Consider the following 13559-nt stretch of genomic DNA (forward strand, 5'->3'; position numbering starts at 1 on the left):
TGTCGATGACGGTGATCTCGTTGAGGTGCTTGACCCAGTAGGTGCCGTAATAGCCGGGCACGATGAGGCGCAGCGGGAAGCCGTTGAGGAACGGCAGGTCCTCGCCGTTCATGCCATAGGCCAGCATNACCTCGCCGTCGGTCGCATGGTCGATGTCGAGCGCCTTGACGAAATCAGGCGTCTTGTCGCTGACCGGGCCGTCCATGCCGTTGAAGGTGACCTGCTTGGCGCCGGCCTGNACGCCGGCCATNTCGAGCACGGCCTTCAGCGGCACGCCGCGCCAGCGCGCATTGCCCATCGCGCCGTTGNCNAGCTGNCCGCCGGCGACGCGCGGATCGGAGAAGCCGCGGCTGTTGCCCGAGCACTGATTGACGGCGACGATCTCAGCCGCCTTCATCTTGCGGATGTCCTTCAGTGACAGCTTGAGCGGCTTGTCGACCTTGCCCTTGACCTCGAGCGTGAACTTGTCGGGGTCGAGGTTGTAGGGCAGGTCCGCGAGGTGATAGCGCACGAAGAAAGCGTTGTTCGGCGTGAGCGGGCCGTCGTTGAAGATCGCAAACGGTGTCTCGAGCTGCGGCGGCCGGCTGGTCAACCCGATCATCGGCCGCTTCTGCGGATATTTCACCAGCGGACGCTCGCCATTGCCGAAGGGCAGGGTGACGGTGTCGAGGGCCAGTGCTTTGGTGGAATTCAGTGTGGCCGCTAGTGCAGCAAGGCCCGCTCCTTTGAGCAGGTCGCGTCTGTCGATCATACATCTCCCTCCGGAGCGATTGCTTTTTGTACTGTAATCACCGCTGCAGCACAAAGATCATCGATTGCATTATCGGTACGAACCGATCGAAGCATGCAGTAGATCGCGATGCCTTCGTACCATTCTTGGTGTGAGGCGCGGCAAAGTCCCCGTTGGAAACGGTTCTGCGCGCAATCCACGAGATCATGCCAGTACCGCCGCAAATTCGGGTAGCGAAAAATGCTAACGTCAGCTGTAAGCGAGGCTGAACCCCATTACCGCTCCTTGGTTTGCCTGGCCTCGGCGCGACGTCTTGGGGAAGAGTGATATGTGCGCGAGTTCGCGGCAACGATAACGGGGCGGCGCAATGCGAGTTTTGCGGAAGGACTCATCGCCGATTCGCTGCCTGCTCATATTGCACTGGCCTCCGCCGCTCGCATGGCCGCGAGGGCCTTTGTGAGGTCGGCAATGAGATCGGTAGGATCCTCAAGGCCAATATGCAGCCGCACCAGAGTACCCGATAATGGGAATGGGCGGTCAGTACGCGTGAAGCGGGCCGGTAGGGCAAGGCTCTCATAGCCTCCCCAGCTCGAGCCGATCCCGAACAGCTCCAGCGAATCCATGAAGGCGGTCAGTCCGAGTTGAGAACGGGAGGCAAGCTCGACGCCAAAAAGTGCAGAGGATCCACTGAAGTCGCGTGACCAAAGCGCGTGCCCCGGATCCTCGGGCAGGCCGGGATGCAGTACGCGCAATACGTCCGGCTGTGTCCGAAGCCAGCGCGCGACGGTGAGCGCACTCTGCATCTGGTGGCGCATGCGCACACCGAGTGTGCGCATGCCCCGCAGGACCAGATAGCAGTCATCCGGACTGGTGGAGAAGCCGAGATCCGCCACGACGTTACGAACTGGTCGCCACCACTCCTCGGTCGTGGCGATTGTGCCCATCATCACATCCGAGTGGCCGCAGAGATATTTCGTTGCCGCCTGAATCGAGATGTCAACACCTTTAGTGAGAGCGTCGAAGAACAGCGGACTCGCCCAGGTGTTATCGAGCAGGACAGGGATCGATCTCGCGTGCGCAGTCTTCGTGATGGCGGGTATGTCCTGCACCTCGAAGGTGAGCGAGCCGGGGCTCTCGCAAAATACTGCTCGCGTATTGTCACGGAACAGCGTGGCGATTCCGTCGCCGACTAAGGGGGCGTAATAGGTCGTCTCGACGCCGCTTCGCGCCAGCAAGCCGTCGCAGAAGGCGCGCGTAGGTCCGTAGACCGTATCCACCATGAGGAGGTGATCACCAGCCTTAAGGACGGCGGTGAGAGCGGCCGTAATGGCAGCAAGCCCAGACGGCAGCACAATCGCTCGATGGCAGCCCTCGAGCTTCGTGATTGCCTGCTCGAGCGCGAATAGTGTGTCAGTGCCATGGATACCGTAACGAAGCGCCCCGAACCGGTCGGCACGCGTCGCGTCGAAAGCGGCAAGATCCTCGAACAAGATCGTGGAGGCCCGTGATACCGGGGGATTCACCGGACCGGTGGGCGCGCGGCCGCCGCGGACGAGCAGCGTGTCTTTTTTCATGGTGCAAACCTTGACGTAGGGGAGATCAACCGCGCGCGACGAAAGGTATTAAATCCTGCGAAGAAGCAGATTCTCGGCTTGATGTGGAGGCCGATATTCGTGGGCACTCCGAGAGTGCCGCCCCGCATTATGCGAGGCGCCGTATGACTACGCCTAGGGCGTAAGCTTCACAACCCAAATTTGTTGACGATATTCATAAGCGAATTTGTTGTTGCCGGTCAGTGTTGGTTATCGCTGTGTGCAGGCCTGACCGGGTATTCGATTGCAGGCACCAGTAGCTTAGAGACTGGCGAGAGGGGGCATCGGCGGCATGCGCCGGCGGAGGTCGCGCCGTTACGTTGGTGAAGCCTAGCGCCGACGAGCATGGTAGCTCTACGATCTTTCACGCGAAGTCGCTCTCCTGCGAACGGAAGATGGCGGTGCCGATCGGGCGCCCGATCGAGAATCGATCCGATATCCGAGGGACGTGCGCGGAAGTCGAAGTGTCTGCTTTACGAACGGCTCTATATCACTGAGATCAAAACCCAAGCGTTCGTACGACGGCGGGGGCACTTAAAAAAAGTTGAACTCATCCGTGAATATATCTCGTTTGCTTGATTCAAAAAACAACGCGATGCTGGGTGATCAGGAAATCGCGAAGCTTCGAGGGTGTGCACTCATAAGGGCGCAGATGTCGAACTGGATGGAGATGCTGTGGACGCGGCTTTATTGCCGGCACAAGCAAATTTCTCGATTTTCGGTCGTGTTGCTGTCGAAATTGAATATCGCCCGCAGATGTTTCGAGACGAGAAACGAGACCTTCTGGATCGTTGCCCCTGGCATCGGAGTCACAATGGTAATGGCCACCATAATATTGCTGATTGGGAGGTAAGGTCGCTTATGCCCGTCTTTCTGGGGCAGTACATGCGACGCCGTTCTGATCTGTGTACTCAGCATTACGAGTACACAGTCTGGCGAACGAGTTGAGTGGGGGGCTAGTTCGCAAGGTGCGGATCGCTTCGGATTAACCGCCGGATGCGCGCTGGTGTAAGCCAAGCAAGGTGCGGTCGAGGGTATGTGGGATCATTCCCAGAGCTATGCACGAGCCGATCGCGACCGGTCGTTCGATGGGCAACTGCGTCTGGTCAACACGTGTTCCGCAATCAGTTGCAACGCATGGATCGCGTTGACGTTCGGGTGTGCGGGCTAAAAAACAATCTGCGCCATAACGGATCTGGCCCGAGCAAGTCTCGCCGAGATCCCATTGGCTGTAACGATCCGAAACGGCTCTCGATGCCGAGTCAGCTCACGGGTTCGAAGTCCGTGGCGAAGATGTTTGACGAAGAAGAGGGTGGAGACCATGAGAAAGAAATCATTGGCAGTCGCAGCAGGTGTGGCGTCGCTTGCGCTGACTGCCTCGATCGCGTCGGCGGACACGTTGTCCAACATCAAGTCAAAGGGCTTCCTCCAGTGCGGTGTGAACGTAGCCTTGGCGGGCTTTTCCGCTTCGGATGACAAGGGCCAGTGGACTGGTCTCGATGTTGACTTCTGCCGTGCGGTCGCGGCAGCCGTATTCGGTGATCCCAGCAAGGTCAAATTCACCGGGCTGACGGCCAAAGACCGGTTCACCGCGCTTCAATCTGGAGAAATCGATGTCCTGTCGCGCAACACCACTTGGACGGTGAGCCGCGACACTTCGCTTGGCATCAGCTTCGTTGGCGTCATGTATTATGACGGCCAAGGCTTCATGATCAACGCGCGGAAGTTGCCCGATGTCAAGTCGGTCAAGCAGCTGTCGGGCGCGGTGATTTGCGTGGCGGCGGGGACAACGACCGAATTGAATCTTGCCGACTACTTCAAGGCCAACAAGATCGACTACACACCAGTGGTCTTCGACACCCTTGAGGAGGCGACTGCGGCCTACAATGCGGGTCGATGCGATGCCTTCACAAACGATCAATCCGGTCTTTACGCAGCTCGCCTGCAGACCTCGTCGCCGAAGGACTACGTCGTATTGCCGGAGATTATTTCCAAGGAACCGCTCGGGCCTGCCGTGCGTCAAGGGGACGCTAAGTGGCTGAACATCGTGAAGTGGACCTACTTTGCGCTGCTTGATGCCGAGGAGGCTGGCATTAACCGGTCGAATGTCGATGAGATGAAGGGGAGCAGCAATCCCGACATCAAGCGGATACTTGGGACCGAAGCCGGAACGAAGATCGGTACTGATCTGGGCCTGTCAAACGACTGGGTCGTCAACATCGTCAAGGCGACCGGTAACTATGGGGAAATCTTTGAGCGTAACCTCGGGTCGGGTAGCCCTTTGAATATCTCTCGTGGTGTCAACGCATTGTGGACCAAAGGCGGTATCCAATACGGCGTGCCGATACGCTGATAGCCCTACGATGGGCTGGGGCAATTCGGCATAATTCTGGGTCCTAGCACGCCACATCGGCATCAAGAATTCACGCGAGGGGAGCGCAGTGTCACAAGAGGTAGTTCTCGATGTCGCGCCGACGAAGGCGTCGCCGTTCTATGACCCGAAGCTCCGGAGCATCGTTGTCCAGGTCGCAATTGTCGTTCTGCTGGTGTTCGGGCTCTGGTGGATCTCTGACAATACCATCGAAAATCTCCGTCGTTCCAATATTCCGACAGGATTCGAGTTTCTGAACTCACGCTCCGGGTTCGAGATTCCTGACCGGCTTATTGATTACAGTTCGGAGTCATCCTACGGCCGGGCCTTGCTGGTTGGCATTGTGAACACCGTGCGTGTTGCCGTCTTGGGCATCATTGTCGCAACAATCGTAGGCTTTGTGGTTGGCGTCGGCCGACTATCGAGCAACTGGATGATACGCAAGCTTGCGACCATCTACATTTTAGTCTTCCGCAATGTGCCCCTACTGCTCGTGATTCTATTTTGGTACCAAGGAGTGCTTGCGTTGCTGCCGAACGTGCGCAGCAGCCTGGCTTTACCCTTCGGTTCATACCTCAACAACCGCGGTCTCTATCTCCCGCGCCTGATCTGGAGCCAGGGAGCTTGGCTCATTATTGCAGGGCTCATGGTAGCCATTGGGCTGTCATGGTACGTCGCGCGAAAAGCGCATGCCCGCCAGATGGCAACGGGGCTGCAACTCCCCGTCTTCTGGGTTTCAGTTGCGCTCCTCATAGGTTTTCCGCTGCTTGGTTGCGTGCTGGCAGGGTTTCCGATGACCGTCGAATTCCCGCAGAAGGGAACCTTCTTGCTGACGGGAGGGCTCGACGTGAAGCCCGAATTTCTGTCGCTACTTTTGGCGCTGTCCTTCTACACGGCAGCGTTCATTGCAGAGATCGTTCGCGCGGGTATCCAGGGTGTCCCGAAGGGGCAGGCGGAAGCTTATTCCTCCCTGGGCATTCGCCCTGGGCAAGGATTGCGTCTGGTGATCATTCCGCAGGCATTACGTATCATCATCCCGCTGCTGACGAGCCAATATCTGAACTTGACGAAGAACTCGTCGCTTGCAGTGGCCGTCGGTTATGCGGATTTGTACGCAGTGGGCGGTACAATCCTGAACCAGACCGGGCGGGCAATCGAGGTCGTCGTACTCTTTATGGCGGTCTATCTCGGTTTGAGCATTCTGATTTCTCTCGTCATGAACTGGTTCAACGTCAAGCTGGCACTCAGGCAGAGGTGAGGCATGCAGCAACATGACATTGCCTGGGTGCGCACCGACATGACCCTTGCGCAACCTGCGCCGAACTCCGAGGTCGGGATTCTAGCTTGGATGCGCAAGAATCTCTTCGCCACGCGGGCGGACATGCTCCTGACGGTTGTTGCTGTGATCATAGCTGCGTGGGCGTTGCCACAGATCCTGAGCTGGCTGTTCTTCAATGCCGTCTGGGTTGGCACCGATCGAACCGCCTGCCTCACCATCGAACAGGGCGGCCAACTGCCGGCCGGTTGGTCGGCTGCGTGCTGGCCGTTCGTATCCAACCGGTTCGGCTATTTCATGTTTGGCCGTTATCCGTTGGAAGAGCGCTGGCGCGTGATCCTGGCGGGCGCCATTTTCGTGGGACTGCTCGTCCCGCTGCTCATTCCGCGCGCGCCGCTCAAACGGGCCAATGCGATCCTGTTCTTCGGCATCTATCCGTTTATCGCCTTCGTTCTGTTGGTTGGCGGGGTTTTCGGGCTGCCTTACGTCGAAACCCCGCTATGGGGTGGACTTATGGTCACTCTCGTCCTTGCCTACGTTGGTATCGTCGTCTCGCTCCCCCTGGGCATTGTCTTGGCTCTTGGCCGTCGATCCAGGATGCCGACGATCAAGCTACTTTCTGTCATCTTCATCGAAACTGTTCGGGGAGTTCCACTGGTCACAGTGCTGTTCATGGCAGCGTTCATGCTTCCTCTTTTTGTGCCGCCCGGTACGACATTCGACAAGTTGCTCCGCGCGCTCATCGGCGTTGCGCTGTTTTCATCTGCTTACATGGCGGAAGTGGTGCGGGGAGGGCTTCAGGCCATGCCCAAGGGCCAATACGAGGGAGCGGATTCTCTTGGGCTCAGCTATTGGCAAAAGACCGGGCTGATCATCATGCCGCAGGCCCTAAAGCTCGTCATTCCAGGGATCGTCAATTCTTTCATTGGACTGTTCAAGGACACGACGCTGGTCCTCGTCATCTCGATGTTCGATCTGCTTGGGATCGTCAAGCAGGGCATTTCCGGAGACGCCAATTGGGCGACGCCGCAAACCGCAAGGACCGGTTATGTTTTTGCCGCAGTGATCTTCTGGATCTTCTGCTTCGGTATGTCTCGATATTCGCAGTATGTGGAACGGCGTCTTGAAACTGGGCACGGGCGGTGAGAAGGAAGCCTGCAGATGAGCACAAAACGTACGTCCGGCGCTGCGAAGGTAGATCTCAGCAGGACGCAAGTCTCGGCGAATGAAGTCGCGGTCGAGATCATCGGCGTGAACAAATGGTACGGCGGCTATCACGTTTTAAAGGACGTGAACCTCAAGGTTATGTGCGGCGAGCGCATTGTTATTTGTGGGCCTTCGGGATCCGGAAAATCGACAATGATTCGCTGCATCAATCGCCTGGAGGAGCACCAGAAGGGTAAAATCATCGTCGACGGCAAGGAGCTCACCAGCGATCTCAAGAAGATTGACGAGGTCCGTCGTGAGGTCGGCATGGTGTTTCAACACTTCAACCTCTTTCCGCACCTCACGATCCTACAAAACTGCACGCTGGCGCCAATTTGGGTTCGCAAGATGCCGCGCAAGGAAGCAGAGGAAATCGCGATGCATTACCTGCGCAAGGTAAAGATTCCCGAACAGGCCAATAAGTACCCTGGTCAACTGTCGGGCGGTCAGCAGCAGCGTGTCGCGATTGCGCGTTCTCTCTGTATGAAGCCGCGGATCATGCTGTTTGACGAGCCAACCTCGGCGCTCGATCCGGAGATGGTCAAGGAGGTCTTGGAGACGATGGTGGGTCTGGCCGAAGAGGGGATGACCATGTTGTGCGTCACTCACGAGATGGGGTTCGCGCGCAAGGTGGCTAACCGTGTCATCTTCATGGATTCCGGTCAGATCGTCGAGCAGAACACGCCGGCCGAATTCTTCGGAAATCCACAACACAACCGGACAAAACTGTTTCTTAGCCAAATTCTACACTGAGGGGATGCCTCTCAAGCGTGTCGCGGAGTGCCGCGACGAGATAGCCGAGAGGGAAAGCACCTATAGCACTTGCACGACTATCGAGCGCGCAAACTGTGGCGCGTTTGTTGACAGCTTCGTCTCATATGATGCGACGATGTTCTGAAGAGCAGAAGAGAAGAGGAGAGTACATGTTAGACTGGTTGAAGTATCGTGCTGCCGTGAAGTCGCGGGTTGGCGACTTGTCGAAGCTCGCACCGGAAACGGTCAAGGGATATCTGGCTCTGGCCAACTCCGGCGATAAAGCGCAGCATCTCGACGGGAAGACGCGCGAGTTGATCTCACTTGCGGTTGCTGTCACCACACACTGTGATGGTTGCATCGCCAGCCACGTTGAGGCCGCAATGAAGCATGGCGTGTCGAAGGCTGAGATTGCCGAGGCACTTGGCGTCGCGATTGCAATGAATGCGGGTGCGGCGCTAGTCTATACAGCTCGTACCCTGGATTGCTTCGATCAGATGTCCGGTACGAACGCTGCTGCATAGGCAACGGCCGGTTCTTCCCGGAATAGTTGAATTGTCGCCCGGTCGGAGGCCATCCGACCGGGCGCTGTCCTAGCCAGCATTCAGCCCGCACTATTCAGAGTTTGCTCGCGCCTTGGGCCTTCCTCAGATCTGCGAAATCCTGCCTGAGCAGGTCCAGGGCGGTTCTAACCTTGGGAAGTTCTGCCATACGTTTGTGGCAGATGATCGTGAGTTCTGCGCGGAGCGAGGCTGGTAGCTCAAGCTTGAGCTCCACGAGCTCGCCCGGTCGCTTGAGCCGATGGGACGTCTTCAGAAGGAGGACCATCGCGCCGACGCCGGCCTGGCAGGCGGCGACCTGCACGCTGTAGTCGTCTGATGCGAAAATGGGACGAAAGTCTGGGATCCTGGCTGCGAGCTCTGGATTGGGGCTGACCATTTCGAGCTGCCCCGCCCATGCGATCCAGTCGAGGTCGCGAAAACCGTATTTCGGGGGCAGTCTCCGTGCGTAGTCCCTGCTGACGTACGCACCGATCAGAATCACTACTTCACCGACTGTTATCAGATCGGGATCATCGGAGGGGTATCTCCTGAGCGCGATGTCCGCCTCGCCGCGCGAGAGATTCAGGCGCTCCGTGCTGGCCAAAACCTCGAGAGTGATCTGTGGGTGCTTTCTCTTGAGCGCTTCCGCGAACGGCGCCAGGCAACCGCATTTGCGCTCGGCCTTCGCCGCGATGTTGTGAGCGTCTACGAGCATGAAACTCATGGTTACAGCAGGACAAGTGTCTCTGTACGCGGGAATAATGCGAACGGATTCGACTACGATCACAACTGTCGACCATGGAACAGGGGCACACTTACAGCTCGCCCGAAGCGCCTCGGGGCGTACACCTGCTTCGATCACGACACCGCATCCTACTTTACAGTGAAAATCAGCTGCGGTCGCATCTGCCTATTTGATCGCCGGGAAGGAGCGCACTTTACGTTTACTGTGTGGTCCTGATCACGGAGAATAGAAGTGAAGATGGGCAAAGTGATTTACCGGAATCGCGATCGCCTTTTCGGTTTCATTCGGTGTGACGACGGCGGTGCCGATCAGTTTGTTCACGTCAGTGCGTTGATTGATGCCGATACGCTCTACGTGGGTGATGTTGTTCTCTTTGAAGTCGCTCGCGACAGGCGAAGCCGTCGCGAGCGCGCGGTGAACGTCATGATACAGAACTCGCCGGTGCGGAAATGATCGCTCGAGGCCGCCTAATCTTACTGAGCCAGAGGGGCGCGGCCTTTGCCGGCATGAATCAATTGAGAAGACTCACTTTTCAGAAGGCTGAGATGGTTCTGACAAAATCGGGGGACGTGGCGTCGCGGATATTTCGGCATGTGTTGAGGGCCTTGCGTGCGGGACGAGCCAGACCGCTTCGCGACACCGGGGCTGATGATGCCAAGCCAGATCGAGGAATCCGATCCCATCGAACGGATTGGGAGCGGCGGTGTGTTTCGGCGCTAACGTTTCTCGGAAACCGATTGGCCTCGATAAAAGCTTGTTGGAAAAGCGATTACGGAGGGAGGAAATCATGAGGCGCATCCGGTTCAGGCAGAGCAGAGCGCTTGGCGAACGGCTCATCAAGGAAGCTCGGATCGCGAGGGAAAAGGCAGAGCTCCTCCCCCGGGGCAGGGAGCTTGAGGACCTTCTGAAGAAGGCTCACGAAGCTGATGTAGCCGCCCACATCGCGGAATGGCTGAACTCACAGGGTCTCAAGGCCCCGACCAAGTGCATCTCGGAGGTTCAGAAACGAAAGGGGCCGCTCTGAAAGCGCCCCCTTGCCGGTTGAAATCTTGTTCGGGATGAAAAGCCAGCGCCGGCACCAGTCACCTTAGAGGCGGCATTGTACCCAGGGGAATCCGGTAAACTACCGATCTCATCACGGGCGAGCGATCAATGGTCTGCGCCGCGCGGATAATTGCATCGTCGTCGTCACTCGTGGCGATCTCAACGAGCGTGACCGCGCAATCGAGGCAGATGCGATCTGGTCCTTTCGGAACGTTGGGGCGCAACTGGATACGCGCGACAATGGCACCAGCGATCGAGCACATCATCCGGCAGCAACAGACCGTCCTTGGCCCCATAGTGCGCGCAGTCCTCCGTCGCGTCCTTCCCCGCTAACGGCGGCGAAATCCAATTAGTCAACAGGTCTGAGATTCGGGAACCACTCGTTCAATACCGTAAGCGGCAAAGAGCCCCAATCTAGCGGAGTGGGTGAGCGATGGGCTATCGGCTGCTGAGTTTGTGATCTGAGCTTCTATGTCCGCGCCTAGTTCTGGAACTAAAACCGTCTATATGATCGACGCGGTCGCCGAGCGTCTAGAGGGAGCGCCGCGGCAGCTTCGCCGACGCTGGTCGGGACGAGTTCAAGGCGCAGGTTGTGAGAGGCACTGGAGCGTGGCGCGAGCGTATCGGCCATCGCCCACCGGATCGGCATCCACCCGTCGCAGCTGTTCGCTTGACGCCGTGATGCTCGAGCTGATCAGCTTTATCGCTCGCGGCACTCGGATTGCGATGGTGCGGTGGCTTTGTGGCAGGCGCAGTGATCGAGATTGCCCTTGGCGAGATCGTCATGCGGGCCGATTGACAAGCGGCCCACACGGGCCGCTTTTCGTTTTGTGAATTGCGTCGGGCTCTCGTCAGCTTTTGGAAAGCTAGCCCGAATACAGAACCATTGAGGTTAGGGCGCGTGGTAGGGACAGCGCTATCTATCCAGAAGGGTCAGCGCCGAGTCGCGTCGCCGCTAACCTCAATTAGCAGCGCGGACGCGGTAGGGACAGCGCCTGATCCATTGCCCCCAAACTGACCCGGGCGCCGAGTCGCGCCTGCGCTGCTTTCGGTCCCAGACTGGTCGTCAAGCCACTTGCGACGGCCAGCTCTGGTGGCTGTGCCACGAGATAGCAAAAAGGCCCCCCTGGGACGTCAAACGATCGGATTATCGTCTTGCAGCAAAGATCCATTCAGGAACCTGCGCGCCAGGTGCCGCTCTACGGTGAATATGAAGTCGTCGTGCTCGGCGGCGGGCCGGCCGGCATCATCGCGGCGGCATCGGCGGCACGGGCGAGGCGGCGAACGCTGCTGATCGAGCGCTACGGTTTCTTGGGCGGCATGGGCACGGCCGCCGGCGTCACCAATTTCTGCGGCCTGCATGGCAATGTCCATGGCAAGCACCATCGGCTGGTGCAGGGCATGGCCTCGGAGCTGCTCGCGCGGATCGATCGGCTCGACGGGCTCAACAAGCCGCATCTGATCCTCGGCAAGGTTTTTGCGCAGGCCTATGACACCGCGGCGTACAAGATCGCGGCCGACGATCTGCTCGCGAGCCACAAGGTCGATATCCTCTTCCACGCTCTCGGCGCCGGCGTCGTGATGGTCGATGCGCGCCGCATCGACGCGCTGATGGTCGAGACCAAGGCGGGACGGCAGGCGGTGCGGGCCGAGATCTTCATCGATAGCTCCGGCGACGGCGATCTCGCGGTCTGGGCCGGTGCGCCCTACGAGGTCGGCGATGAGTACGGCCATCCGCTCTATCCGTCCATGATGTTCCGCCTCAATGGCATCGATCCCGAGAAGGCGGGCGAAGCCTGGCGCACCATTCCGCAACTGATGGAAAAGGCGCTCGCCGCCGGCACGCACAGCTTTCCGCGCAAGAGCGCGATCGTGCGGCCGCAGCGCCATCGCATCGAATGGCGGGTGAATTTCACGCAAATTGCGCGCGAGGACGGCCATGCCGTCAACGGCATCGAGCCTGATGACCTCACCCGCGGTGAGATCGACGGTCGTCGCCAGGCGCTCGCCGCCTTCGAATTCCTGCGCACCGTGCCGGGCTTTGAAAAATCCTACATCGTCGACCTGCCGCCGCAGCTCGGCATTCGCGAGACCCGCCGTATCACTGGCGGCTATCAGCTCAGCGGCGAGGATGTGCTCGCTTGTGCCTCCTTCGAGGACTCCATCGGCGTCAATGGCTGGCCGATCGAGGCCCATGTGCCTGGCGACGTCGTCTTCACCTTCCCGCCGATCCCGGAATCGCGCGGCTACAACGAATTGCCGTATCGCATGCTGGTGCCGGAGGGCGTAGACAATCTCCTGGTCGCCGGCCGCTGCGCCTCCATGACCCATGAGGGCCAGTCGGCGGCGCGCGTCTCCGGGGCCTGCTTCGTGATGGGGGAGGCGGCGGGTTCCGCTGCTGCGCTGGCGCTGTCGGGCAACCAGATCCCGCGCGACATCCCGGTTGCAAAATTGCAGGAAACATTGAAACAACAGGGCGCCTTCATCGGGCGGGACCAGACCGTGCCAGAGGGCCTGTAAAGAAACGACGGAGGAAGCCGGATGGGTTGGGTTGCGCGGTTCGCTGTAGCTGGTTTGTTGGCGCTGACGACGATTGCAGCAGCGCAGGCCGAGGAGCCGCTGAAGGCCAGGATTGGTGTGCTCAGGCTGTCGTCCTCCGCGCCGGTCTTCATCGCGCAGGACAAGGGTTATTTCCGCGACGCCGGCCTCGATATCGAGCTGAAGTTCTTCGATGCGGCACAGCCGATCGCGGTCGCCACCACCTCGGGCGACGTCGATTTCGGCATCACCGCCTTCACCGCCGGTCTCTACAATCTCGCCGGCAAGGGTACGCTGAAGGTGATCGGCGGCATGAGCCGCGAGAAGGCCGGCTATCCCCTGATCGGCTATTTTGCCAGCAACAACGCTTACGCGGCGGGGCTGAAGACGCCGAAGGACCTTGCCGGCAAGCGCGTGGCGATGACGCAGGTCGGATCATCCTTTCACTATTCGCTCGGCCTGCTCGCGGACAAATATGGCTTCAAGCTATCAGACGTGAAGATCGTGCCGCTGCAGTCGCTGTCGAATGCGGCGGCTGCGCTGAAGGGCGAGACCGTCGACGCCGCGCTGCTTCCCATCTCCACCGCGCGAAAGCTGATGGACGANGGCGGCGCGAAATTCCTGGGNTGGGTCGGCGACGAGACGCCCTGGCAGCTCGGCGCCGTCTTCGCCTCGCCCAAGACGCTCGCCAACAAGGTGCTGGTGACGAAGCTGCTCGGTGCGTTGGCAAAAGCCGATCGCGAATATCACGACGTCATTTTG

At 59.0% G+C, this 13559-nt stretch carries 12 protein-coding genes; 9 read left to right on the plus strand and 3 right to left on the minus strand.

The genetic code is table 11. The features are described 5' to 3' along the window. Together YUU_RS0144255 and metC are read right to left on the minus strand one after the other, a co-directional pair. Positions 1-751: molybdopterin-dependent oxidoreductase (locus tag YUU_RS0144255; protein ID WP_027527908.1), on the minus strand; the 751-nt coding region annotated here is incomplete at its 3' end. 389 nt (positions 752-1140) lie between these two features. Continuing rightward, entirely contained in the window at positions 1141-2304 is a 1164-nt protein-coding gene (gene metC / locus YUU_RS0144260) for a cystathionine beta-lyase (protein WP_027527909.1), read from the minus strand. Positions 2305-3643: 1339 nt separating this feature from the next. On the opposite strand from metC, the gene YUU_RS0144270 reads away from it, so the two are divergent. The 5 genes from YUU_RS0144270 to YUU_RS0144295 all read left to right on the plus strand — a co-directional run bounded on the left by YUU_RS0144270 (position 3644) and on the right by YUU_RS0144295 (position 8452). Continuing rightward, positions 3644-4675, plus strand: coding sequence for an amino acid ABC transporter substrate-binding protein (locus tag YUU_RS0144270; protein ID WP_027527911.1), 1032 nt, complete (start codon positions 3644-3646; stop codon positions 4673-4675). 88 nt (positions 4676-4763) lie between these two features. After that, a complete protein-coding gene (locus YUU_RS0144275; protein ID WP_035665065.1) occupies positions 4764-5951 on the plus strand; it encodes an amino acid ABC transporter permease in 1188 nt (395 codons plus the stop codon). Positions 5952-5954: 3 nt separating this feature from the next. Beyond that, positions 5955-7115 (plus strand): amino acid ABC transporter permease, encoded by a 1161-nt coding sequence (locus tag YUU_RS0144280; protein ID WP_027527913.1) that lies wholly within the window; start codon positions 5955-5957, stop codon positions 7113-7115. A gap of 15 nt (positions 7116-7130) precedes the next feature. Then, the gene (locus YUU_RS0144285; protein ID WP_027527914.1) at positions 7131-7928 is read left to right on the plus strand and encodes an amino acid ABC transporter ATP-binding protein; all 798 of its coding nucleotides are present in this window, start codon (positions 7131-7133) and stop codon (positions 7926-7928) included. 170 nt (positions 7929-8098) lie between these two features. Beyond that, complete coding sequence (locus YUU_RS0144295) at positions 8099-8452, plus strand: carboxymuconolactone decarboxylase family protein (protein WP_027527915.1); 354 nt, start codon at positions 8099-8101, stop codon at positions 8450-8452. A 94-nt stretch (positions 8453-8546) separates the two neighbouring features. Here the strand turns inward: YUU_RS0144295 and YUU_RS54245 are convergent, their stop codons facing one another. Next, positions 8547-9194 carry a LysR family transcriptional regulator gene (locus YUU_RS54245; RefSeq protein ID WP_051390253.1) on the minus strand — a complete coding sequence of 216 codons (648 nt, stop codon included), beginning with the start codon at positions 9192-9194 and terminating at the stop codon, positions 8547-8549. A 258-nt stretch (positions 9195-9452) separates the two neighbouring features. Here YUU_RS54245 and YUU_RS57870 point away from each other — a divergent pair, with 258 nt between their 5' ends. The 4 genes from YUU_RS57870 to YUU_RS0144325 all read left to right on the plus strand — a co-directional run. After that, positions 9453-9668: a cold-shock protein gene (locus YUU_RS57870; RefSeq protein ID WP_084801963.1), complete on the plus strand. Its 216-nt coding sequence runs from the start codon at positions 9453-9455 to the stop codon at positions 9666-9668. Between the two features lie 334 nt (positions 9669-10002). Then, complete coding sequence (locus YUU_RS54250; RefSeq protein WP_051390254.1) at positions 10003-10239, plus strand: hypothetical protein; 237 nt, start codon at positions 10003-10005, stop codon at positions 10237-10239. 1175 nt (positions 10240-11414) lie between these two features. After that, entirely contained in the window at positions 11415-12779 is a 1365-nt protein-coding gene (locus tag YUU_RS0144320; protein WP_027527918.1) for an FAD-dependent oxidoreductase, read from the plus strand. A gap of 21 nt (positions 12780-12800) precedes the next feature. Then, positions 12801-13559, plus strand: a 759-nt coding sequence (locus tag YUU_RS0144325) for an ABC transporter substrate-binding protein (RefSeq protein ID WP_027526462.1), incomplete at its 3' end; no start/stop codon positions are given.

Origin of the sequence: Bradyrhizobium sp. Ec3.3 (assembly GCF_000472925.1) — a bacterium.
Lineage (GTDB): Bacteria > Pseudomonadota > Alphaproteobacteria > Rhizobiales > Xanthobacteraceae > Bradyrhizobium.

Excerpts from the sequence above, each read along its gene's own strand:
- YUU_RS0144270 (WP_027527911.1), top strand. The coding sequence starts at position 3,644 with ATGAGAAAGAAATCATTGGCAGTCGCAGCAGGTGTGGCGTCGCTTGCG.
- YUU_RS0144295 (WP_027527915.1), top strand. The coding sequence starts at position 8,099 with ATGTTAGACTGGTTGAAGTATCGTGCTGCCGTGAAGTCGCGGGTTGGC.
- metC (WP_027527909.1), bottom strand. The coding sequence starts at position 2,304 with ATGAAAAAAGACACGCTGCTCGTCCGCGGCGGCCGCGCGCCCACCGGT.
- YUU_RS54245 (WP_051390253.1), bottom strand. The coding sequence starts at position 9,194 with ATGAGTTTCATGCTCGTAGACGCTCACAACATCGCGGCGAAGGCCGAG.
- YUU_RS57870 (WP_084801963.1), top strand. The coding sequence starts at position 9,453 with ATGGGCAAAGTGATTTACCGGAATCGCGATCGCCTTTTCGGTTTCATT.
- YUU_RS0144285 (WP_027527914.1), top strand. The coding sequence starts at position 7,131 with ATGAGCACAAAACGTACGTCCGGCGCTGCGAAGGTAGATCTCAGCAGG.
- YUU_RS0144280 (WP_027527913.1), top strand. The coding sequence starts at position 5,955 with ATGCAGCAACATGACATTGCCTGGGTGCGCACCGACATGACCCTTGCG.
- YUU_RS54250 (WP_051390254.1), top strand. The coding sequence starts at position 10,003 with ATGAGGCGCATCCGGTTCAGGCAGAGCAGAGCGCTTGGCGAACGGCTC.